Source organism: Candidatus Tisiphia endosymbiont of Nemotelus nigrinus, from assembly GCF_964026475.1.
Classification (GTDB): Bacteria; Pseudomonadota; Alphaproteobacteria; order Rickettsiales; family Rickettsiaceae; genus Tisiphia.
In genome coordinates this window covers 991,921-1,015,466 of record NZ_OZ032151.1, presented here as the reverse complement: position 1 = coordinate 1,015,466, position 23,546 = coordinate 991,921, and the positions used below count along the sequence as shown (strand labels likewise).

Genomic DNA, 23,546 nt, shown 5'->3' with positions numbered 1-23,546 from the left:
ACCCTATATTATTAGCACAGTAATGATTCTAACATATCCATAAAATGTTTACCTTGTTTACCACAAAATGTAGTATGCAGCATTTTATAAGGATCAGGCAGATGGGCTAAATGAGTTCCGTGTCCATGTACTTCTACATCTTCACATTCCGTTCCTGTGCTTATAGCTTTAAATGCTCTTTTTACTGCTCCTACATATTCATTATCAGACCTTAGGAGTCTACCTTGACCTTTCCAATTACCTATAACATAATCAAAGTCTGTTAATACTTGATCATATTTACTTGCCAACTCTACTAGCTTAGGTTTTATTTCGGCTTGCGTAGAAGATATTTTTGATAGCAACTTAGAACTTGCTTTTGACTTTGCCATATATATACTCAATATATTTTGTTGTTAAAAAAACTAGTCTCTCGAGGCACAAATACTATATTATTTTACTAATTGCAATAGATTTATAAAATTCTTTTATCAGGTAATTTAATTGTTATCTATCAAGGTTACATTTCATCAACTACCCTTATAATTTAGTAAAATCTTTGCTTTAGTATATATTTTCAGTATACTAACTGGACAAGGTTTATCAACCTTAAAAGTTACATCAATGTCAGTTTTAATTTCCCAGTGCATAACAAAATATTAATTGACTATCTTCTCTCAATACTTCTAATACTACCGTAGTTTTTTCCCAAATTCGGTTATTTATCATTTGAATACATGTTTGTTATCATACACTTTGTGTAGTAAAGATAATCCGGCAAATATACATATATAAGCTGTTAATGAATATGCACATTTAAATAATACTTCTTGATAAAAGATCGACAAAACTATCTTTGTAGAAAAGATATTTATGAAAAATCCTAACATTACAACGCCATCTACAATGGCACACACTATTAAACTGATAAAATTCCTGCTATTAAAAGAATATGCTGGCTTAAGCTGTAAAAATACACTGGTACTACAATATGTTGACAGCAATACAGATACAAAAGACGCAAACACAACTCCCTTAATAACACGACCATTGATATAATAATCTAAATTCCATAACAAACCAAAACCTATTATTGTACTCAACAGCACAGCAATCATAGCTTTTTTCTTACCATATAGCTCAGATATAATATTTATAGTTAAAGCTAAAAACACAAAAACTAAAGAACACTGAGATATTTTATTAAAGAAATTTAATAAATAAGTAAATATACAAAGCAATGTCACTAGTGGTATGTAAAATTTATTGTTAATATGGTGCATAAGCTCCTCCTCTTTTTTTAGTCTAATTTTATGTTACTATCTTAGATAATAACATAGTTGAGTGATTTAAAGAATTGAAATTGAATGGCAACGTGCTAGGGCGATTTAAAAGTCGTGAAAAAATAACCAAGTCATTGCGAGAAGCTGCTTTGCAGCGACGAAGCAATCCAACAATTGCAGTAGTAAAAATAAAACTAACTCACCTTACGCATAATCCACACTGTAATTTAAAAATTGCAGAAAAGTACAGGACGCTATTAGCGAGACCACGAGAGTGGTCGTGGCAACCCATTTCTAATCACTTTTTAAATTGCTTCGTCCGCTACTAAAGTAGCTCCTCGCAATGACACCAGGCTGTTTCCCCTATGGCTTTTAAACGTCCTGTGTAAGATGAGTTGGTAATTTGGGCGTCGGTATAGTACTCGAATCCTAACATACGTTCTCGAGTACGCTACTGTTCTGCACTCCACTCCTCCTGCAAATTCCTCAACAGAAGCGAATTCTGTAAGAAGTCTAATGAGTTCTGGTTAAAGAGGTGAGGTCATCCCGGGCAAATGGATGCCAAAGACACGAGAATTGATCCGGAATATAATAACTTCAATTTGACGTAACGTTGATTTATAAATCTTACCTATTCTAACTGTTTAGATTTTCTAGATCCTGAAATAAATTCAGGATGACATCGCCAACTTAAACCAAACGCTACTATACCTGCACGAGGACGACATCTTTGTCGTTTAAACAGAACAAATAAACTAGGTTAGACCGTCTTATAAGAAAATTTGCATTGCAAGCTTGGCAGTGACTTACTCTCCCATGCCTCAGGGCATAGTACCATTAGCGCTACAAGGTTTCACGTTCGAGTTCGGTATGGGATCGGGTGTTTCACTTGTGCTATAACCACCAAGCTAGCAATAGAAATTTTTTCTTTTTATATCATCCCTGTGTAGACGGGAATCTAGATACCTGCTTGCACAAGGATGACATACTACGTGATTGATAAAACCGAAAACTTAGTATGACTATTACAGAATTAATGCTGTACACAAAGTACAACCTCAGCAAAGTAAATCAATCGAGCTATTAGTACCAGTTAGCTACACACGTTACCGTGCTTCCACACCTGGCCTATCAACGTGGTGGTCTTCCACGGCTCTGATAGGGAAGTCTAGTTTTGAGGTAGGTTTCCTGCTTAGATGCATTCAGCGGTTATCCTTTCCGTACTTAGCTACCCAGCTATGCCGCTGGCGCGACAACTGGTCCACCAGAGGTACGTCCACCTCGGTCCTCTCGTACTAAAGGCAGATCCTCTCAAACTTCCTACACCCACGGCAGATAGGGACCAAACTGTCTCACGACGTTCTAAACCCAGCTCACGTACCACTTTAATCGGCGAACAGCCGAACCCTTGGGACCTTCTCCAGCCCCAGGATGTGATGAGCCGACATCGAGGTGCCAAACGATTTCGTCGCTATGGACGCTTGGAAATCATCAGCCTGTTATCCCCGGAGTACCTTTTATTCGTTGAGCGATGGCCCTTCCACTCGGGACCACCGGATCACTATAACCGACTTTCGTCTCTGCTCGTCTTGTCAGACTCGCAGTCAGGCTAGCTTATGCCATTGCACTCTAACAGTTGATTTCCGACCAACCTGAGCTAACCATCGCGCGCCTCCGTTACTCTTTGGGAGGCGACCGCCCCAGTCAAACTACCCACCATGCATTGTCTCGGATCCTGATTCAAGGATCGCGGTTAGATATCAAGAATCAAAAGGGTGGTATCTCAAGGATGACTCCACAGTGGCTTGCGCCACCGCTTCATAGTCTCCCACCTATCCTGCACATCTAATTCCTAATACCAGTGCAAAGCTATAGTAAAGGTTCACGGGGTCTTTCCGTCTAACCGCGGGAACTCCGCATCTTCACGGAGAATTCAATTTCGCTGAGTCGATACTGGAGACAGCGGGGAAATCGTTACGCCATTCGTGCGGGTCGGAACTTACCCGACAAGGAATTTCGCTACCTTAGGACCGTCATAGTTACGGCCGCCGTTCACTGGGACTTCAATTCAGAGCTTGCACCCCTCCTCTTAATTTTCCAGCACTGGGCAGGCGTCAGACCCTATACTTCGTCTATTGACTTTGCAGAGCCCTGTGTTTTTAATAAACAGTCGCTACCCCCTGGCTTGTGTCACCTATAAATGGTTGCCCATATATAGGTCATCCTTCTCCCGAAGTTACAGATGCAATTTGCCTAGTTCCTTCAGCATCGTTCTCTCAAGCGCCTAGGTATACTCTACCTGTCCACCTGTGTCGGTTTAGGGTACGGTCTTTAACGAGGGTGTTATTTCCTGGAAGATACTCACTGCACACGCAATCCAATAAGCGTATACAATTTACTATCTCCGTCACATCCCTCAGGTTCAGGAATATTAACCTGATTCCCATCGATTACGCCTTTCAGCCTCACCTTAGGAGCCGACTAAGCCTGCGCAGATTAACTTTACGCAGGAACCCTTGGACTTTCGGCGAGAATGTTTCTCACATTCTTTATCGCTACTTATGTCAGCATTCTCACTTCCGATACCTCCAGCAAACTTCACAGTTCACCTTCACAGGCTTACGGAACGCTCCGCTACCATCTGCACTATTAAAGTGCAAATCCGCATCTTCGGTACATGACTTGAGCCCCGTTACATTGTTGGCGCAGGAAAACTTATTTAGACTAGTGAGCTATTACGCTTTCTTTAAATGATGGCTGCTTCTAAGCCAACATCCTAGTTGTTTTGGTTTTCCCACATCCTTTAACACTTAGTCATGATTTAGGGACCTTAGATGGCGGTCTGGGCTTTTTCCCTCTCGACTATGGACCTTAGCACCCACAGTCTGTCTGCTATGCTGTACTCGTCGACATTCGGAGTTTGGTTGAGTTTGGTAAGTCTGTAGGACCCCCTAGCTCATCCAGTGCTCTACCTTCGACGGTAATCGCCATAACGCTCTACCTAAATAGATTTCGCGGAGAACCAGCTATATCCGAGTTTGATTAGCCTTTCACCCCTAGCCACAGCTCATCCCCTACTTTTTCAACAGTAGTGGGTTCGGTCCTTCAGCGGATATTACTCCACCTTCAACCTGGCCATGGCTAGATCACTCGGTTTCGGGTCTAATTCATCTAACTAAAGTCGCCCTATTCAGACTCGCTTTCGCTACGCCTACACCTAACGGCTTAAGCTTGCTAGATAAACTAAGTCGCTGACCCATTATACAAAAGGTACGCCGTCACAGAACATATAAACGAGCTTAAAAGCTCAATGTCTGCTCCGACTGCTTGTAAGCATTCGGTTTCAGGTCTATTTCACTCCCCTCGTCGGGGTTCTTTTCACCTTTCCCTCACGGTACTTGTTCACTATCGGTCACTAGAGAGTACTTAGGCTTAGAGGGTGGTCCCCCTATGTTCAAACAGGATTTCACGTGTCCCGCCTTACTCAAGGACTTCAAAACTTTTTACCTATAAGGGGCTATCACCCTCTATGGCCAACCTTTCCATGTTGTTCTAGTTTTTACTCTGAAGCCACTGGCCTGGTCCGCGTTCGCTCGTCACTACTAACGGAGTCTCGGTTGATGTCCTTTCCTCCAGCTACTAAGATATTTCAATTCGCTGGGTTTGCTTCGCATAGCTATGTATTCACTATACGATACCTGCTAAGCAGGTGGGTTTCCCCATTCGGAAATCTTCGGATCAAAGCTTATTCGCAGCTCCCCGAAGCTTATCGCAGCGTATTACGTCCTTCATCGCCTTCTAGTGCCAAGGCATCCACCAAATGCTCTTATTTTATTTACTTTAAATTTTTTCAAACTTGAGATTGTACGATGTGTACAGAACTAATTCTGCCACTTATACAGTATCCACTCGCGATTATAGAATTTTTATTATCGCAGTGTGTATTTAGTTTTCAGTTTTATCAACTTGTCAAACAGCTACAGGTTTTGTTACCCCGTGTGAAGTTTATACCGATTATTTAGAGCAATGTCAATACCATTTTATAAATAATTATTCTAAGGCAGTTTAAAATAAGTGGTTACATAGCTAGCTATTATGGCAATCCTTCAACAAAATGTAGGTATGGAACAAGTTATTGCAACAAAATTGCTGGAGACTCGTAAAAATTTCTAGTCAGATTGTGAATCTGCTTTATTGTTATTGAATAAATAAAAATTCTATGGAAGAATAATGAATTAGTATGCTTAGTATAATCTCACCAGCTAAAACTCAAGATTTTACTTCTGAAATATTTGGAGTACCATCGGTGCAACCCCATTTCCTTACTAAAACACAATATCTTTTACAAATATGTAAAAGTTTGTCGCAAAATCAGATCAAGCAGCTAATGGGGGTTAGTGATAAACTGGCTGAGCTTAATTATCATAGATTTAAGGATTTTGATAACCAGCCTCAAAAACAAGCAATATTTGCCTATGATGGGGATGTGTATCATAATATTGATAGGCAGAACTTTACTGAAAAGCAGTGGGATTTCTTGCAAGGACACACCTTAATTATATCAGGTTTATACGGCGCACTAAGAGTTTTAGATAAAATAAAACCTTATCGACTAGAAATGGCAACAAAATTGCCAAATTTTGGAAAATTATCAAATTTCTGGCAAGACGATATCACCAATTATGTAAACCAAATATTATCAACTCACCAAAATAAATATCTAATCAACCTAGCATCTAATGAATATTCCTGCGTCATTAATCAAAATAATCTTAAATATCCAATAATTAATATATATTTTAAAGAAAAAAGAAATAATAAATTACAAATAATAGCAATAAACTCCAAAAAAGCTAGGGGCAGCATGTTTAATTTTATTGCAGAAAATCTTATAGACCTACCTGAAAAATTAAAACACTTCTCTAAACAAAACTATCAATATAGTGAAACTGAATCTTCCAATAAAGATTGGGTATTTGTTAAAAATTCATAAGTTGTAGTTATACATGTTAATTATATTACCCAGTGTGCAAGTTTATTTGGTCGCTCCATCAAAGTGCCTACAGGCATAAGAAATAATAGATTCCCACCTGCGCGGGAATGACCTCTTTTTTGTTTAAATAACTTGCACACTTGGGTTATATTTCAACCTGTTGCTACACTCAATCATTAGTATCTAATATAACATTTGCCAATTATCATTAAGTTTTATCTGTAATTCCTTATTAAGAGTATACACTCCTATTTGTATTCTAGTAAATAGATGCTTATTATAAGGATACTTACTATTTACCTCATTGCGTGCGAGTATACTCCTTATATATTCAACACTTTTACGTTGTTTAGGTACAATATTTTCTGGCATATTCTTCAACATATCACCAATAGTGCCAGATCTAAATACCACATGATGCTCGTCCTTGACGTGGGTGATATTCCTTATTTTTGTTAACAAAAGATAAAGCAAAAAATATTCAGATTTATATGATTCAATCTTAACTAGCTTATTATTTATTTTTACTATAAGTGCATCTGGTTTCAAATATTCATAGATATCTGGGAATAGTCCGGTACAATATTTTATGTCAGATAATGCCTTAGATATACCAATCATAAAGGCATTGCGACGGTTATTGTCAGTTGCATCTACTGACGCCCCTAAAGAAATTAGGGTTTCTATATGTAGCTTTTTACCAACATATGCAGCACACATTAAAGGGGTAAAATTGAACTCATTTCTATAATCAATACCAAATTGATCAACCTTTTGTAACACAGCATTAGCATTTTTATAGATATAATCAATGAAATATTCATCCTGCATTAAAGTAATACATTTGGCAATATTATTGGCAGCCTTCACTCCGATACCTTGCAGTCCTTTTATTATAATAGCATCAGAATAGATTATTGCATAATTTAGCAATTTAATTATATCCTTTTTATTAGCAGTCTTTTGCACTAATACAGCATCCTGCAATTGCACTAATTGTTGATTATCAATAATTTCCCATGGAATTACTTTGTGTTGCAATATACTATCTTCAATGGCTTTAGCCTGCTCTTCTTTACCTTGTATTATTAACTTACTTGCTTCCTTTTGCCACTCTTCTCTAGAAGACTCTTTAGCTTCAATAGTTACTTCCTTAATTTGATTAATATCTAACAACCTCAATAATTTATGAGTTGGATTAGATTCTATCATATAAACATTGCAAATAGACCGAGTGATTGCAACATACAAAGAATTTATATAAAACTTGTATATTTCTAGGGATTTATCTGTTTTTTCTTTTGTCCGAGAATATCTAAAATCTGTATCAAGGAATGATTGATCCATATCCTTACTAATAACAGTATAAGTTTGTTCAGAAGATATAAAATCATAAAGAATTATATTTTCATATTCTAAACCCTTTGCTTCTTGGATAGTAAATATCAGAGGTGTATTAAAGACTTTTCTGACCTTCTGCTTGCAATGTTCATACAATACTAAAATAGCATAACTTGTTGATCTAGATGTTCGGGTATTTACCTCTTTGATAATGCTTGGCGTGGCTTCTAAACAACTAACACTACCATGTTTTTCCGAAGTACTGTCTATGAGATAATGGCTTTCTTTATCAATTGAGCCAAAACGATAATTCTTAAAGCGTAGCACCCGGTTAGCCAATTCAGTAACTTCTAAGCTATTACGATAATTTGCTACAAGAATTCTGGTGATACTAGTGGCATTTAACTCTGTATCACTATAAAAAAAAGATTTTAGCTTAGACCAAGAGAAAAAATTGGGATGGACTATTTGATTAGCATCCCCACATAACAAAAATTGTCTCTTATCTTTTAAACTTTTTAATATTAAAGATAATTGGCTATTAGTAAAATCTTGCACTTCATCGACAACAATTGCATCATAAGTAGCTTCAACTAAATTAAGATAGTTATAAGCAATAATATTACTATCATAATAGTTTTCTTGCTCTAAGAATTTAGTATATTTTTGGAAAAGATCATAAATATCATGTCGTTGTTCTTGGGAAAAGATAGATTGTTTTATTCCTAAATTTAGGTATTCTTCTTTAGTTAAATAAGCCCTATCATTAGAAGAACCAGCTATTACACCTATAAATTCTTCAAATAGCTTACGCCCATCTCCTATAGATCCAGAAAATTTTTGCTTGGTAAACCATGATAAAAATATATTTTCATTAACTGGTTGCCCTTCAGGAATTTCTATAGTTTCCAAAAACTCACGAAAAGATAAAAAATCAAGATCCTGTTTACTATTACTATAATTATACGAAAAATATAATTTTTGTGAATTGTGAACAAGATAGCTCGATAAACTTATATAAAGAATTCTTCCTTCAAGCTCCTTAAGCTTTTCTAAAGTTACTGAGGTTTTCCCGCTACCAGCAGATCCAATAATAAGCAACGGTAGATTACAATGTAATATATCTTCTTGCTGTTTATCAAAGATAATAAACTTATTCAACAAACGAACAGGTGAGGTGTTTGTAGGGCTACCATTCAATAATTCAAGGTCAGCTACTTCTAGTGACTTAAATTCAACATCTTCTTCAATTATTGCTCCCCCTTTTAAAAATCTCGATTTACTATAATCATGATTTCGAATTATTTCTAAAATAAGTAAGTAATATTGATTATTATGCCTTATAGGTTTAAACAATACTCTATTAGTTATATCCAGTCTAGCTCTGAAATAATCAGTAGGTTTTAGCTTTTTAACTTCTGCTGATTTAAAATCGCCTTCCTGCAAGAATTTAATAACTTTATCAAATTTTGCCTCAAGACCGTTATAATTTAAATTATAATAATAAAGTATAGAGTACACTACTTCTTCTTAAATTGGTTGTTATTTGGGTGAGTAAAGAATAAGGTAAAAATAACTTAAAATAAATAAATAATAATAGTTAATTGCTCTGACAAAATACAGTAAATAATTATTTTGCATATTTAGTGCAAAATAGATATTTTAAATTCTTGCCAATAGATTATTATGATACTCGGCACAAACATGATAATTAACTATAGATATTATCAATCACTTATTAAAGAATTACTGGTAACATATTTTGATATTTTGTCAATAAAACAAATTGATTAAATAAACCTGAATTACTCCAACCCTTTTAATGCAAGAGCGGTTTCTTTTATCGGTAGAAAAGGTGTAAATAATGGAGTGTCTGACTATGTTATTCCTACGAATGATTTGATAAATAATGGGAATGCTACAACAAAGCAATCCAAAAAGATATTAAGATTTGGATTGCTTCGTCGCAATGACATTTAAGCCAAGAACATACATCTTACTAATTTTGTGTGTTCCTAGACACTTATATCTTTAAATTATGATATAAGCCTAAACATTGGTGCTACACACCACGTAACAAAATGGAAGAAACTACCAAAATATGTGCAGTTTGTTAACAGTGTCTAGGATTCAACATTCTACCAGCATCATGATTTCTGTTCCGGTCAAAATATCTGGATTTTAAAAATAAAAGAAGAGAAATTACCAATCACAATGACGCCTTGGATTCCAGTCTATTTCCCCTACGATTTTTAAATCGTCATGTGAATTGATAGTATATGTTAATCGGATTAGCTATATTTATTCATGAAAGATTTTAATGATACAGTACAGGTTATTAGTTATGTATGAAAAAAGATTAAAAGACTGTTTCGTCTCTTTAAGCACTGAATATATTGTGTCTTGTAAATATCCTAATAATTTAAAAAGGTCTTTGCGTATTTTTAGTATTATAAAAATTCTACAACAAAATAGTGATTTGCTTGATTATCTTAGTTCGAATAGTCAAAAGAACTTAAGTTCTATTCTTGAACAACACGGAGTCCTTTCTATTGAGCTATTAAAGCAACAAAAATATCAAATGGAAGAAATAGCAAATTTTGCTACCTCTCTTAAGCAATTATTGGATTATTTAGAAAATTCTTCTAATTCATATCATGAAGAAGATAATCAAGCACTAAAAACAGTAATGGATTTAGCGGAAAATTTTGTACAACATTGTTGCCTACTCATAACTGAAGATATTAAGAATCAAGATGTTATCAATAATCTACAGGCAACTGCAATTATTGTGAATTTAGATAATTTATCAACAGAACAACAAAATCTACTTTTAGATCAATTGTTGCTTATTAAAGAATTATGGCAGATTGATTCTACCGTTGATATAAAGAAAGACTCTATCCCCTTGTTATTCCATGCTAATATATTATTGATATTGAAAGAAGAGAATTCAGTAGATTATAAGTACATTTTTGAAAGAATTACTAATTTTTTGATAAATGATCACAACGTATTAATGGAATTAACCAATGCTAAGTTAATTTGCTTATATAATAGACTAAAAGATTTATGTGTTAAATCTAAAATTATAAACCACATTTTGATAAGAATATATGAGGAATCAGGATTTAGGAAGAGTTCCAATAAATTTAATAATTCAGGATATGAACTTTTAGAATTATTTGAAAATTATAATATCATGATACATCAGATAGAAAATACAGAGTTTGCTATAGTAGAAAGATTTCTACTCCAGCGAAATAGCTTTATGCATGAAGTTTTAATTAATATTATAAAGCATATAAATGCTATCAGGATGTTTAATATAACCGTAGATCCTAATCTTAATTATATACTAGCTTATATTAGAAAAAGGTTAACTCAAAATATTCAAAGTGGTCATACTATTTCTTTAATGATTTCTTCTATTGAATCTAAGTTTTCTTCAAAACTTGAAACTAAAATTATTAAACGATATATTTCTTTAGATAGTTTTACAAAAAATGCCTTAAAAACTAGGTATCAATTGCTATTTAGCAATATTAGCTCATTGTTAAAAAAAGATATGCATTATGCAGAGTTTATACAACAAGTAATAGCCTATAAAATCTCAGCTGACTATAAGGTAAATAGCAATGTTACTTCAACTAAAATGAGGATAATTGAACAGGAAAGGGAAATAGTAATAAAACAATTACGTGAAATAAATTTTGTAGAAATTTTTAGTGATAAATATTTAAATAAAACATTTAGTTTAAATTTTAAAAAATATGTCAGGAGGACTAATATAACAACTCCTGCAGGTTATATTACAGTAATCATTAGAATATTACTAACAACTTTTAGTGCTGAACAGCTTCAGCTCTTATCACAATTTTTAATGAATGGTAATTTAACTACAATTCAAGCAATTGTTCATCAGGAATTGGTTATGCAAGTTAAAAAACGCACCACTATAAGTAAAATAATATATTATGTATTTGCTAGGAAAAAAAATGAACTTAACATACTTAATAGCATCAAGAGGACTCTAAATGAATATGCTATGCTACTTCCAAGAGAAGCTACCACAAAACTATAGGGCTATGATGACTAAAGAAAATACATTAAAGCTATACGCCTCTGCTTTAAAGAATATAAAATTATTCAAGAAGTCTATTGCTTACATACTAGACTTGCTGCATAAATCAAAGATAGTTGAGGGATTTTTAGGAGAAACGAAGCCGAGTACCGCAGCGTACACAGACGTACGTGAGGAGCGGAGGCGAGTTTCGACGACAGAATCACCAACTAGATTGACTTATGCAGCAAGTCTACTATTACTATTGCCCTTAATAGCACATGGCAAGATTTTCAATACTGATAGTTTGGAGCAAATAAATAAGGAATATGAAGAATTATGCAATAATTATTCCCCCAATGATATCCTACTGGTTTTGGGAAGAGACAAAGTTATATTCAAATCATTTTTTCCATCAATCGACCAATTGAATAAAAATGAATTATCAAAGCTATCTGAATTATTTAAATTAATTAGACCATCAAAAGAAGCCTATATTGATACAATATTATTTACAGAATATAAAAACGAGTTGTTAGATAGCAATCTGCCTAAATTTATAAAAGATGTAATGGATAAAGGCAGTCCAGTAATTGTTAATGACCATAGTTTAACTGGTGACTTTAACAATATAAAGAAACTAGAAATATGGAAGGCTGATTATTTGAAGAAATTTAATATTGATTTGTCTAATAGTTTCCCTCAACATAACTATCTTATTTTTAATAATATGGAGCCTTTTGATAATACTTATCCGACATTTTATCAAGGTATATTGAGTAGCAATAATAATCCTTCATTTAGGTTAATATTAAATTTCTTAATACAAGTGAAATTTATGCCAAAAGTTCTGATAATGGTTGATGAAAATTCCAGTGAGTTGACTGCAATGGAAAATCAACTGAGAAATTATGACAATGATGTGATGTTTATTGGTTATAATTATCGATTATCTGACACAAAAGAATCAATATTCAGCTCTCATGATTTTGTAAAATTATTTAAGGAGTTGATTAATAAGATAAATGCAGCAAAAAGAAACAATGCTAAAATTAAAGCTAAGAATCAAAAAAGTATAAATCCGTATGACAATAAAAAATAACTTTTTATTAAAATTATTAGACTTCCTGCATAAGTCAAAATTATTATTAATTCTTGTTATATTACCATACACAAGTTATGCAATAATTATTCCCACTTACTCTATAGACTCTGTTACGGTAAAAAATTTATTTGAAAAAATTGGAGCAAATAGCTTAGTGCTAATCAATATTGATGATACAATAATTACACCTAAGTCTAATATGTTTCGTTATGCTAATCCTTATGCAGGGTTTGTTGATGAGATTGCTGTTTTGAAAAAGTATCATTCCAATATAGATGAAATAATTGCTAAGTTGATACTGCAAAGACAAGCTATGTTAGTAGAAGCTAATTGGTCGAAATTTATTGATAAGCTAAAGAGTTCTGGGGCTTTGGTTTTTGGCTTTACTAAAATTAACCCAGCATGTAGAAGGATTGAAAATTATGAGGAATGGCAGTATAAACAACTAAGTAGACTCGGTATTAAATTTACTGATAAAGTTAATAATAAAGAAGTATTAAAATTTGATGAGACTGATAAAAAGTCACCAATTTTTTATAAAGGCATAATATTTACTGATTTTTTAAATAAAGCTCAGGCACTATATGAGTTTATGCGTATCACAAATATTTTACCTGATAATATTATAATTTTTGAGAATAGAAGAAGTGAATTAAAAAATATAGATAATTTTCTCAAAACAGTTGACCTAGATTATTATGGCATAGAATATTTAGCTGTTACAGAATTAAAGGGTATTCCACAAGATAATATAGTGAAGTTGCAACAACAGACTTTATTAAAAACAGGAAAGTGGTTAGAAGATGATGATGCTAAGCAATTTATAGAAAATAACAAATGATAGTTCATTTAATTAAGTCCTTAAGAAGTTTAATTACCGAAGCTGGAAGGATTGCTCTAATGACAAGAGATTTAGGGCTAATAATTTCGTATAAAGAGGATAATTCGCCCGTAACAAATGCTGATAAAGAAATTAGTGATTTTATATATGATGGCTTAAAAGAGTTAACACCTAATATTCCGGTAATTTGTGAAGAGAGAGATATAGTTACTTTAAATGAAGAACAATTTTGGTTGGTTGATCCGATTGATGGTACAAAAAGTTATGTAAAAGGCGAGGATACATATACAGTAAATATTGCATTGATAAAAAATGGTATTCCTGTTATTGGCTTTATATATCAACCATCCATACAAAAATTACATTATACAGATGCTAATAATATTTTGCGGGTTGAACACAATAATGTGGAAGTAAGTGTTGATGTCTTGCCTAGAAATCACTATAATGCTGTTGTTAGCTCACGTTGCTCCAATTTAGATACTAAGAATTTTTTAGAAAAACATTTAATTACCGAAGTAGTTAGTGTACTAAGCTCAATTAAATTATGTTTAATAGCAGAAGAAAAAGCCGATATTTATCCTAAATTTGGCACAACTATGGAATGGGATATTGCAGCAGGTCATGCACTAATAAAAGCTAATGGTGGGAATATTGTTGATCTAGATGGCAATGAATTAGTTTATCAAAAGAAGAATTTCCAGAATCCTCATTTCTATGCTTATAGTCGATATTTCCCTATTTTTACTTCATTGTAATATTAGGCATACCCTACAATTTTTATTTTGTAGTGAAAGTGTAATTCGATATAATGTACCAATTTAAGAAAAAAAACTGATCTCTAACTGTCAATGCGAGGAGTCAATTTATATGGTGGTCTCGTTTGTCTAGAGAAAATTTTAGCAATTTAGAGATATAATTCCCATAAAATTATTATTGTCACTATTATGCAACTTTTTGTTTATAGTACATCAAGCTAGGAGTCCTATACCCCAATGCTTGGTGCATTCTTTCGTGGTTATAAAAATCGATATATTCCTTAATAGCTGCTTTTGCCTCCTTTACAATTGTTAAAATTATTCGATAAATTTTTTCCTGTTTCAACGAACGCCAAAATCGCTCTATAAACACGTTGTCCAAAACTCTACCTTTGCCATCCATACTTATTTGAATATTATATTTTTTTAAAATACAGATAAATTGCTCAGACGTAAATTGCACTCCTTGGTCTGTGTTAAAAATCTTTGGTATACCATATTGTTCTATAGCTTCCTCAAGAGCCTCTACACAAAAAGTACTTTCTAAACTAATAGATACCCGCCAGCTAAGTATATAACGACTGTGCCAATCCATAATGGCTACCAAATAAACAAATCCTTGTTGCAACCTTATGTAAGTGATATCTGAACACCATACTTGATTTGAGTATGTTACCTCTAAATCTTTTAGTAAATAAGGATATATTTTATGTGCCTGATTTCTTTTACTCAAATTCATTTTAGGATAAACAGCTTCAAGACCCATTATTTGGTAGTAACGTCTAACAGCTTTACGACCTACCGAAAAACCTTGGGCTTGTAAATATTTAGCCATCCGTCGCATACCATAATATGGATGCATAGTATAGGTCTCATCAATTATTGCCATGATCTTAAGCTCTTGTTCACTAATACCAGTAGGTTGATAGTAATAGCTTGACCTACTAATACCCAACAACTTACACTGTTGTATAATTGTTAACTTATTATGATTAGGCTCTATCATATTACACCTAACCTTTAAGTCCAAACAATGCAGATTTTTTTTGAGCCAGTCACGCTCTACACTTAACTGTCCAATTTGTTCATATAGATTCTTGATTAACTCCTGCTGATTTGGATCAGCACTCTGTGTTTTACTCTTAAAGCCTTGTACTAATAATTCAAGTCCCTGTTTTTTCCAATTACTTATCTGTGTTGCATGAACGCCATACTTACTAGTTATTTGGGCTATTGTTAGCTCGCCCTTGATTGTCTCTATGACAATTTTTGATTTCTCCTCAACACTATATTGCCTTACTTGTTTTTTCATCTCTAGCTCTCCTTTTTTGCTAAAGAATTCTATCTCATTTCTTCTTTTTTTGTGTCCAAAATATGGGGACCATTATAGTTATTAACCAAGGCCAATTTTAGCACCTCATCTATAGTTGATACCGATAAAATTTCTAGGCTCTTCTTTATATTAGGTGGAATATCTTCTAAGTCCTTAACGTTATCTTTAGGTATTATCACCGTTTGTATACCACCTCGGCTAGCAGCTAATAATTTTTCTTTTAGCCCTCCAATTGGTAACACTGTACCCCTTAGGGTGATTTCTCCAGTCATCGCCACAGTTCTGTTTACCGGTATTTTGGTCATAAGCGAAACGATGGTAGTAAATATTGCACATCCAGCAGATGGACCATCTTTTGGAATTGCCCCAGCCGGTACATGCAAATGGATATCAATATCTTTATAATCTTCATATTGCAATCCGAAACTATTGGCTCTAGAACGAAAGCAACTATAGGCTGCTTGAGCAGATTCTTTCATTACATCTCCAAGTTTGCCAGTAGTTTTAATATCTCCCTTGCCAGGAAATGATAAAGCTTCAATTGTCAATAATTCTCCGCCAACTTCTGTATAAGCGAGCCCTGTCGTACTACCTATTTGGTCTTCTTTTTCAGCTAAACCAAAATCATATTTTTTAACTCCTAAATATTCTTTAAGATTGGTAGATGATATTGATATGCTTTTTATTTTCTTGTTACTCAAAATTCTTTGCAATACTTTTCTTGTAACAGAGCCAATTTCTCTTTCAAGCGATCTTACCCCTGATTCTTTAGTATAATATCTGATTAACTCTAAAATTGCTCCATCATCAATAGTTAGCTCATTTTTCTTTATTTTATGCATTTCCAATTGCTTTGGTATTAAATAGTTTTTAGCAATTTGTAATTTTTCTTCTTCAACATAACCAGAAATATTAATGATTTCCATACGATCAAGTAGAGCTCTAGGCAGATTATAAGAATTAGCGGTTGCAATAAACATTACCTCTGATAAGTCATATTCTACTTCTAAATAATGATCAACGAAATTACTGTTTTGTTCAGGGTCTAATACTTCAAGCAAAGCAGAAGCTGGATCACCTCGAAAATCAGAACCCATTTTATCAATTTCATCTAATAACATAACTGGGTTATTAGTTTTAACTTTTTTAATTAAATTTATGATTTTTCCTGGCATAGAACCAAGATATGTTTTCCTATGCCCTCTAATTTCTGATTCATCTCTAATACCACCAAGAGCAAATTTAGTATATTTCCTACCCATTGCTTCAGCAATGGATTTGACCAATGAGGTTTTTCCAACTCCTGGTGGACCTATTAAACATAGTATAGGTCCTTTAATTTTTTTAGAACGTTGTAACACTGCTAAATATTCAATAACACGCTCTTTAACTTTCTCAAGACCAAAGTGATCACGATCCAAAATTTCTTTAGTTTTATTTATATCAGTTTTACTATTATCAAATTTTCCCCATGGCATAGCTAATAATGTGTCAAGATAATTACGGACAACTGATGATTCACCTGACATTTGATTCATAAGCTTTAGCTTTTTCAGTTCTGCCTCTGCCTTTTCTTTTGCTTCTTTTGAAAGTTTTAAGGTTTTAATCTTTTTTTCTATATCAGAGAAATCAGATTTATCATGCTCCAGTTCTTTTTGAATGGCTTTCATTTGTTCATGCAAGTAATAATCACGCTGGGTTTTTTCAATTTGTTTTTTTACTCGCAGTTGCAAAGCTTGCTCTGCATCCATTTGAGCCATATCAGATGTTAATGTATCTATTATAGTTTTAATTCGTGATTGAGGTTTTGTTTCCTCTAACAAAGTTTGTTTTATTGATAATGGGGCAATCAAATAAGAAGCTAAAACATTAGTGACATAACTAAAATCCATTGGATTTTTTGCTATTTCACCAGCTATCGTTTCTATTATTTCTGGATTAATTTTTTTATGAGTCTTAGTATATTTTGTAAATAACTCAATAACATTTGATGTGGAAACTTTTAAAGCTTCTACGTCAATTACCTCTTCATCATGCAGTATACTATATTCAGCTTCAAATATTTCTTTATTAGTTATGTTATGCAGATTTACCTTATAGATTGCCTCAACTAGAATTTTGGCATTATTCTGTAATCTTACTGTTTGTATAACTTTAGCAATCACTCCTGTAGAATATAGATCTTGAATATCTGGAGTGTCTTGATTTTGTTGTTTTTGTAATACTAATAATATATATCTATTATTATCTATAATTTTAGTATTAAACAAAGCTTTTAGAGAATTTGATCTACCGATAAATATAGGAGCAACCATACCGGGAAATACCACCATATCTTTTAATGCGAGTAGAGGTAATTTTTCTTTATTTGTCATATTAAAAACCTTGAGAAATTTATATACTAAAGACGATGGTAGCTATATAATATCGTCTCACTATGATTTCAAGCTACATTTAGTCTATATATGCATTCATCGCTTCAATCTTCTAATATAATATCAATAGCAAGTAATAGGGTAAAACAATATCTTTGTTTGACTCCAATAGTTCAGTCTGAAATTTTGAATGAAATGCTTGGTCATAAAATTTTTTTTAAAGTAGACTCATTACAAAAAACCGGAGCATTCAAGGTTAGAGGGGTATTAAACCATTTATTAGAGTTGCAAGAACAAGAGCGTTTACCAAACAAAATTGTTGCATATAGTACAGGCAATCACGGAATTGGTCTTGCTTGGGTAGCAAAAACTCTTAACCTTAATGCTAGAATTTATTTACCAGAAAATACTTCTCCAATTAAACAACAAACAGCAAAATATTATGGAGCAGAGGTTATATTGACTGACACTAGACAAATGGCAGAAGATAAAGCAAAAGGTGACATAAAAAATGGTTTCTACTATTTGCATCCTTCCGATAGCGATTCGAGTATAGCTGGAGCTGGTACGATGTGTTATGAAGCATTGCAGCAGCTAGGATTTAGTCCAGATGCCATTTTTGCTTCTTGTGGAGGCGGAGGATTGCTTTCAGGAGCATATTTAGCAAAAGAATTACTATCTCCATCCAGCTTGCTGATAGGTTCAGAGCCGCTTAATGCCAATGATGCTTTCTTATCGATTAAGCAAGGTTCAATATATAGGTTTGCTGATTCACCAAACACTGTAGCAGATGGTTTACGTACTTTAGCAGTTTCACCACGTACATTTAATTATCTAAATAAACTTGATGATTTCTTTCTTGCTGATGAACATTCTATATATTATTGGACTGCTTGGTTGATTCATTTGCTACGAATTGCCTGTGAACCATCATGTGCTTTAAATATGGTTGGGGTAGTCAATTGGTTAAAGAAACAATCAAAACCTAAGCAAGTCTTAGTACTTATGTCAGGTGGAAACATTGATCCTATTATTTACCAGGAGCTTTGGAAGGGAAAATATCTTTCTAATTTGCCTAACACTACAGTTGTAGATTTCAAAAACTAGAAACCATATTGTAAAGAAAACCCTTAAATTTTCTATAATTTATTCAGTCTACAACTGTAGTGCTAATCTTAGTTGAGAAATAAAAGAGTCTATATATCTAACCTGAAAAAGTTGTGCAGAAATAGACAAGGTACATATAATAAGTTATAAAGAAACGAGATATTGAAAAATATAATTTTAATAATGAAAGCATATAGTCAATATCTAAGGGATAAGGTAATAGAACAGGGCAGTTTAAAAGTCACAACTAATGATAGAAAAGTTTGTTTGAAAAAATGCATAAACGTCATTGCAAGGAGTCACAAAGCGGTGGCGTGCAATCCAAAAGTTGCAGCGGCAAAAAAATAAAACTAGCCATATCTACTAATTTTTTCCTTCTCTTAATCTTTTTGTCATGTACTGGGATCGTTCCCAGAAATTTGCATGGTTGATATGGGTTAGATTCTTCTTCTCTTTTTGCAATAGGCTAAGATGTATACAATACTTCCAAAAATATTTTATGAAAGAAATACGCTTGTTGTATCACAAGAACTACTTGGAAAGGTTCTGTGTTTTGGTAATAATAGAAGCACGAATTATTGAAACAGAAGCTTATATTGGAGAAGACGATCCTGCTTGTCATGCAGCCAAGGGGATAACACCTCGTACAAAGATTATGTATGGTTCTGCTGGTAATGCCTATGTATATTTAATTTACTGTATGTATTATTGTTTAAATATAGTAACAGAAAAATCAGGATTTCCAGCTGCTGTATTAATTAGAGGAATCTATCAATATAGACCTTCTCAAGTTTTACTTGATGGACCTGGTAAGTTATGTCGTACCCTTGGAATTAACAAAACCCAAAATGGTCAGGATATGACTAGTAATAAATCCTTTTGTATTATTGACGTAGGTAATACTCCTAAATTTATTACTACCCATAGAATTGGTATCAGCAAAGGTACTGACAAACTTTGGCGTTATTTAGTAATATAAATGATAATGCTATAATTGGAACACTGTAATCTTACTTATTTAAATAAATAAGATTCTTACCGGAATAGTTGTTCCTATTTCAAAAAAATCTTATAATTTGCAGCTAAAAAGAATCAAAATATAGAAAATTAAAATTTTGTTCACAGACTCTAGACATGTTTCATATATAATATATATTCATTTTCTAATCCTAAAATGTGGTTTTATGAATTTGTTTATTGCCATTATAATTATGGAAATTCTGGCTGGAGCTGAGGTAGATTTATTTGTTCCTAGTTTTCCAGATTTACAAGATACCTTTAATCTATCTACTTTTAAGGTTGAATTCCTGTTAGGGATAAACCTCATAGCCCATTGTGTCACTGCTTTAATTGTTGGAAATTTAGGAGACAGGTTTGGTAGAAGGGTAATTATTCTTATAGGTCTTGTAATATTTGTTGTTGGCAGTATATTTTGTCTGTTTGCTATAGATTATTACATGATGCTATTTGGTAGATTCCTGCAGGGAGCTGGTATATCTGGTGTAGCGGTGCTTGCATATGTGGTACTTGCTGATGCATATTCGGTCAAACAACAACAAATGGCTGGAACTATAAATGGTATTATTACCTTAGCCATGGCTTTTGCACCGGTAATAGGAAGTTATGTAAATTTTTTGCTTAGTTGGCAAGGTAATTTTGCTATACTGTTAATATTGGGGTTCTTGTGTTTGATAATCGGCATATTATTTATTCCCAAAGGGCAGGCCAATGATAATATAAAAATATCCTTAAGAGAATATAGCGTAGTCTTTAAATCTAAAAAAACTATCTATTATCTAATAACCCTGATTTTTATGGTTCAAGCTTATTGGGTGTTTATTGGTATTTCTCCTATCTTGTATATGCAAGATATAGGAGTACCTATTCAACAATTTGGTCTATATCAAGGGACTCTGGCTGCAATATTTTCAGTTATCAGTTTTAGCAATAGTTATTTATTGAGGAATTTTGGGCAGAAAAAATGTTTTTTCTTTAGTATTTCAGTACTTGTAGCTTTTATAATTGTTGCTATAGTTATGATTATACTTAAAATTAATGATCCATTAATAATAACGATAGTAGTACAATTAGTGGCAGTTGGTATGATATTCCCTTGTAATATTTTATGGCCTCTTGCTCTAGATAGTATGCCAAATGCTAAAGGCAGGATTACTGCTATATTGGTGTCAGGAAGATTGATTATTACAGCATTATGTTTGCAATTGGTTTGTTATTTTTATCATGGTAATTTTACGTCATTAGCAATTGTTATGTGCATCACTATAGTCATAGCATTGATTTTCTGTTATAAGTTGTTGCAAGAAGATAAGATTTTTAATAAATCTGAATTATAATAATGATAAAAAATAATTTTATTCTAAAAGTAGCAGTTCGATATTTTAGAGCCAAAAAGAATGAGAGATTTGTTTCTATTATTGCCGGTTTTTCTTTAATGGGTGTAACAATTGGGGTCGCTGCATTGATAGTGATTATGTCCGTTATGAACGGTTTTCATTATGAATTCACCAAAAACATTATTGGTCTCAATGGTGACATTACTATAACCCCCCTATCACGCTATATCTCAAATTATAACGAAATTAAAGAAAAGCTACTTAGCAAGAATTATATAAAACATATTTCCCCAAGTGTTATAGGGCAAGCTCTGGCATTAGGTACAAGAATGGATAGTGGAGTTATGATTAAAGGTATAGATTTAATTGAACTCCAATATAACAATCAGATTTTACAAAATGTTAATTCTGGAGATTTTGCCGATTTTTCTGGCAAAGATGTGTTGGCAATTGGTAATGAACTTGCTCGTAACCTAGGAATTCAAGTAGGAGAGAAAATAAAATTAATTTCTTCCAGTTCAATTTCTACTGCCTTTGGCAGTATGCCTAGATCTAAAGAATTCATGGTTGTAGCTACTTTTACTAGTGGTATGTATGATTATGATTCAGCAACTATTTTAATGCCACTTATTGCTGCACAAAATTTTCTGTCTTTCGGTGAAGTTATTAATCTAATCAAAGTAACAACAATAGAACCGAATAAAGCAGAAATTTTTGCTTGGGAGATACAAAATCTTTTAGGATCAAAATTAAGAGTGATAAGTTGGCAAAAATCAAATTTACAGTTTCTAAATGCTTTAGCTGTTGAAGGGGTAGCACTGTTTACTATTCTTTCTCTAATTATTATGGTAGCAGGCTTTAATATCGTTTCTAGCTTGTTTATGTTGGTTAAAGATAAAACATCGGATATTGCAGTGCTTCGTACTATTGGTGCAAGTACTAGGCAGATTATGCTTATTTTTCTTTGTAATGGTATGTTTATAGGTTTACTTGGCACTATTTTAGGTGTAATATTGGGTACGATCTTTGCTTATAATATCCAGTCTATTAGAAATATTCTGGAAAAAATAACTGGTACTAAAATTTTTGAAGCAGCAATTTATTTTTTATACAATCTACCGTCAAAGGTAATGATGGAAGATGTGATGTTAGTATCAAGTATTTCTATCTCTCTATGTTTTTGTGCAACAATTTATCCTGCATATAAAGCTGCTAAGTTGAATCCTGTGGATGCCCTTCGTTATGAATAAGGTCGCGTTAACGTTAAAAAATATTTTTAAAAAATATCAGCAGGGAAAATCTATTGTTGAAGTATTAAGTAATGTGAATTTAACTGTAATGCAAGGAGAATTAGTTGGCATAATAGGTTCTTCTGGTAGTGGTAAATCAACTTTACTGCATATAGCTGGTCTACTCGATACGCCGGATAGTGGGGAAATACAGATAGCTTCTACAAACTATTCCCAAAACTGTACTCATATAATAAGATTGCATAATATAGGTTTTGTCTATCAACAGCATCATTTACTCAAAGATTTTACTGCCTTAGAGAATGTAGCAATACCAAAATTGATTGCTGGTAATAATCATAAATCAGCTTTTAGGGAAGCCGAAGAGTTGTTAGTAGAGTTAGGGCTAGCTAATAAAATACATAATATGCCGGGTGAATTATCTGGTGGTGAACAACAAAGGGTAGCTATTGCCCGTAGCTTAATTAATAATCCTCAAATTATTTTAGCTGATGAACCTACTGGCAATTTAGATCCTAGCACTGCTAATAAGGTTTTTAACTTATTGCTTAAAACTGTCAATCAAAAAAACATCTCTATCATTATAGTAACTCATAATCATGAGATGGCACATAAAATGCATAGAGTATATCAATTAAAACATGGTGAATTGCTATTTTACAGCTAATCCGAGGAATAATATCAGATAGTTGTTTTTTGACTGGTAGACCTTTTTTGCTAGATAGAGCCACAAATTGTTGTGCCTAAGAATCTGTAATCCTTGT

The 23,546-nt window shown here is 33.1% G+C and carries 15 protein-coding genes and 2 rRNA genes; 10 read left to right on the top strand and 7 right to left on the bottom strand.

Annotation, left to right across the window (positions count from 1 at the left end; translation table 11 throughout):
* Window positions 1–11: 11 nt before the first annotated feature.
* The 4 genes from AAGD39_RS04815 to AAGD39_RS04800 all read right to left on the bottom strand — a co-directional run bounded on the left by AAGD39_RS04815 (window position 12) and on the right by AAGD39_RS04800 (window position 5,103).
* Window positions 12–371 (bottom strand): hypothetical protein, encoded by a 360-nt coding sequence (locus AAGD39_RS04815; RefSeq protein ID WP_341756264.1) that lies wholly within the window; start codon window positions 369–371, stop codon window positions 12–14.
* Between the two features lie 333 nt (window positions 372–704).
* Window positions 705–1,262 carry a VUT family protein gene (locus tag AAGD39_RS04810; protein WP_341756263.1) on the bottom strand — a complete coding sequence of 186 codons (558 nt, stop codon included), beginning with the start codon at window positions 1,260–1,262 and terminating at the stop codon, window positions 705–707.
* 793 nt (window positions 1,263–2,055) lie between these two features.
* A 5S ribosomal RNA gene (rrf, locus tag AAGD39_RS04805) occupies window positions 2,056–2,170 on the bottom strand.
* Between the two features lie 154 nt (window positions 2,171–2,324).
* A 23S ribosomal RNA gene (locus AAGD39_RS04800) occupies window positions 2,325–5,103 on the bottom strand.
* Window positions 5,104–5,502: 399 nt separating this feature from the next.
* Between AAGD39_RS04800 and AAGD39_RS04795 the strand changes: the two genes are divergently transcribed.
* Entirely contained in the window at window positions 5,503–6,255 is a 753-nt protein-coding gene (locus tag AAGD39_RS04795) for a YaaA family protein (protein WP_341756262.1), read from the top strand.
* Between the two features lie 183 nt (window positions 6,256–6,438).
* Here AAGD39_RS04795 and AAGD39_RS04790 read toward each other — a convergent pair whose 3' ends face one another.
* Window positions 6,439–9,117 carry a UvrD-helicase domain-containing protein gene (locus tag AAGD39_RS04790; protein ID WP_341756261.1) on the bottom strand — a complete coding sequence of 893 codons (2,679 nt, stop codon included), beginning with the start codon at window positions 9,115–9,117 and terminating at the stop codon, window positions 6,439–6,441.
* Window positions 9,118–9,916: 799 nt separating this feature from the next.
* On the opposite strand from AAGD39_RS04790, the gene AAGD39_RS04785 reads away from it, so the two are divergent.
* From AAGD39_RS04785 to AAGD39_RS04770, 4 genes are read left to right on the top strand one after another with little or no spacing between them, the layout of a single operon-like run.
* A complete protein-coding gene (locus AAGD39_RS04785) occupies window positions 9,917–11,680 on the top strand; it encodes a hypothetical protein (protein ID WP_341756260.1) in 1,764 nt (587 codons plus the stop codon).
* Window positions 11,634–12,761: a DUF2608 domain-containing protein gene (locus AAGD39_RS04780; RefSeq protein ID WP_341756259.1), complete on the top strand. Its 1,128-nt coding sequence runs from the start codon at window positions 11,634–11,636 to the stop codon at window positions 12,759–12,761. Before AAGD39_RS04785 ends, AAGD39_RS04780 begins: the two co-directional genes overlap by 47 nt.
* On the top strand, window positions 12,745–13,605 hold the full coding sequence (locus AAGD39_RS04775; RefSeq protein ID WP_341756258.1) for a DUF2608 domain-containing protein: 861 nt from the start codon (window positions 12,745–12,747) through the stop codon (window positions 13,603–13,605). The genes AAGD39_RS04780 and AAGD39_RS04775 overlap by 17 nt, the downstream gene beginning before the upstream one ends.
* Complete coding sequence (locus AAGD39_RS04770) at window positions 13,602–14,363, top strand: 3'(2'),5'-bisphosphate nucleotidase CysQ (RefSeq protein WP_341756257.1); 762 nt, start codon at window positions 13,602–13,604, stop codon at window positions 14,361–14,363. The genes AAGD39_RS04775 and AAGD39_RS04770 overlap by 4 nt, the downstream gene beginning before the upstream one ends.
* Before the next feature lie 187 nt (window positions 14,364–14,550).
* Here the strand turns inward: AAGD39_RS04770 and AAGD39_RS04765 are convergent, their stop codons facing one another.
* Together AAGD39_RS04765 and lon are read right to left on the bottom strand one after the other, a co-directional pair.
* Window positions 14,551–15,675 carry an IS3 family transposase gene (locus tag AAGD39_RS04765; protein WP_341756042.1) on the bottom strand — a complete coding sequence of 375 codons (1,125 nt, stop codon included), beginning with the start codon at window positions 15,673–15,675 and terminating at the stop codon, window positions 14,551–14,553.
* 29 nt (window positions 15,676–15,704) lie between these two features.
* On the bottom strand, window positions 15,705–18,071 hold the full coding sequence (gene lon, locus AAGD39_RS04760) for an endopeptidase La (protein ID WP_341756256.1): 2,367 nt from the start codon (window positions 18,069–18,071) through the stop codon (window positions 15,705–15,707).
* Between the two features lie 90 nt (window positions 18,072–18,161).
* Between lon and AAGD39_RS04755 the strand changes: the two genes are divergently transcribed.
* The 5 genes from AAGD39_RS04755 (at window position 18,162) to AAGD39_RS04735 (ending at window position 23,449) form a co-directional block, all read left to right on the top strand.
* Entirely contained in the window at window positions 18,162–19,178 is a 1,017-nt protein-coding gene (locus tag AAGD39_RS04755; protein WP_341756255.1) for a serine/threonine dehydratase, read from the top strand.
* Between the two features lie 499 nt (window positions 19,179–19,677).
* Complete coding sequence (locus AAGD39_RS04750) at window positions 19,678–20,157, top strand: DNA-3-methyladenine glycosylase (RefSeq protein ID WP_341756254.1); 480 nt, start codon at window positions 19,678–19,680, stop codon at window positions 20,155–20,157.
* A gap of 205 nt (window positions 20,158–20,362) precedes the next feature.
* A complete protein-coding gene (locus AAGD39_RS04745) occupies window positions 20,363–21,532 on the top strand; it encodes an MFS transporter (protein WP_341756253.1) in 1,170 nt (389 codons plus the stop codon).
* A gap of 2 nt (window positions 21,533–21,534) precedes the next feature.
* Window positions 21,535–22,782 carry a lipoprotein-releasing ABC transporter permease subunit gene (locus tag AAGD39_RS04740; protein ID WP_341756252.1) on the top strand — a complete coding sequence of 416 codons (1,248 nt, stop codon included), beginning with the start codon at window positions 21,535–21,537 and terminating at the stop codon, window positions 22,780–22,782.
* Window positions 22,775–23,449, top strand: coding sequence for an ABC transporter ATP-binding protein (locus AAGD39_RS04735; protein WP_341756251.1), 675 nt, complete (start codon window positions 22,775–22,777; stop codon window positions 23,447–23,449). Before AAGD39_RS04740 ends, AAGD39_RS04735 begins: the two co-directional genes overlap by 8 nt.
* The last annotated feature ends 97 nt before the right edge of the window (window positions 23,450–23,546 follow it).

Bases quoted from the DNA above. Each gene is read 5' to 3' on its own strand.
- AAGD39_RS04815 (WP_341756264.1), bottom strand. From the start codon at position 371: ATGGCAAAGTCAAAAGCAAGTTCTAAGTTGCTATCAAAAATATCTTCT.
- AAGD39_RS04810 (WP_341756263.1), bottom strand. From the start codon at position 1,262: ATGCACCATATTAACAATAAATTTTACATACCACTAGTGACATTGCTT.
- AAGD39_RS04795 (WP_341756262.1), top strand. From the start codon at position 5,503: ATGCTTAGTATAATCTCACCAGCTAAAACTCAAGATTTTACTTCTGAA.
- AAGD39_RS04785 (WP_341756260.1), top strand. From the start codon at position 9,917: ATGATACAGTACAGGTTATTAGTTATGTATGAAAAAAGATTAAAAGAC.
- AAGD39_RS04780 (WP_341756259.1), top strand. From the start codon at position 11,634: ATGAATATGCTATGCTACTTCCAAGAGAAGCTACCACAAAACTATAGG.
- AAGD39_RS04775 (WP_341756258.1), top strand. From the start codon at position 12,745: ATGACAATAAAAAATAACTTTTTATTAAAATTATTAGACTTCCTGCAT.
- AAGD39_RS04770 (WP_341756257.1), top strand. From the start codon at position 13,602: ATGATAGTTCATTTAATTAAGTCCTTAAGAAGTTTAATTACCGAAGCT.
- AAGD39_RS04765 (WP_341756042.1), bottom strand. From the start codon at position 15,675: ATGAAAAAACAAGTAAGGCAATATAGTGTTGAGGAGAAATCAAAAATT.
- lon (WP_341756256.1), bottom strand. From the start codon at position 18,071: ATGACAAATAAAGAAAAATTACCTCTACTCGCATTAAAAGATATGGTG.
- AAGD39_RS04755 (WP_341756255.1), top strand. From the start codon at position 18,162: ATGCATTCATCGCTTCAATCTTCTAATATAATATCAATAGCAAGTAAT.
- AAGD39_RS04750 (WP_341756254.1), top strand. From the start codon at position 19,678: ATGAAAGAAATACGCTTGTTGTATCACAAGAACTACTTGGAAAGGTTC.
- AAGD39_RS04745 (WP_341756253.1), top strand. From the start codon at position 20,363: ATGAATTTGTTTATTGCCATTATAATTATGGAAATTCTGGCTGGAGCT.
- AAGD39_RS04740 (WP_341756252.1), top strand. From the start codon at position 21,535: ATGATAAAAAATAATTTTATTCTAAAAGTAGCAGTTCGATATTTTAGA.
- AAGD39_RS04735 (WP_341756251.1), top strand. From the start codon at position 22,775: ATGAATAAGGTCGCGTTAACGTTAAAAAATATTTTTAAAAAATATCAG.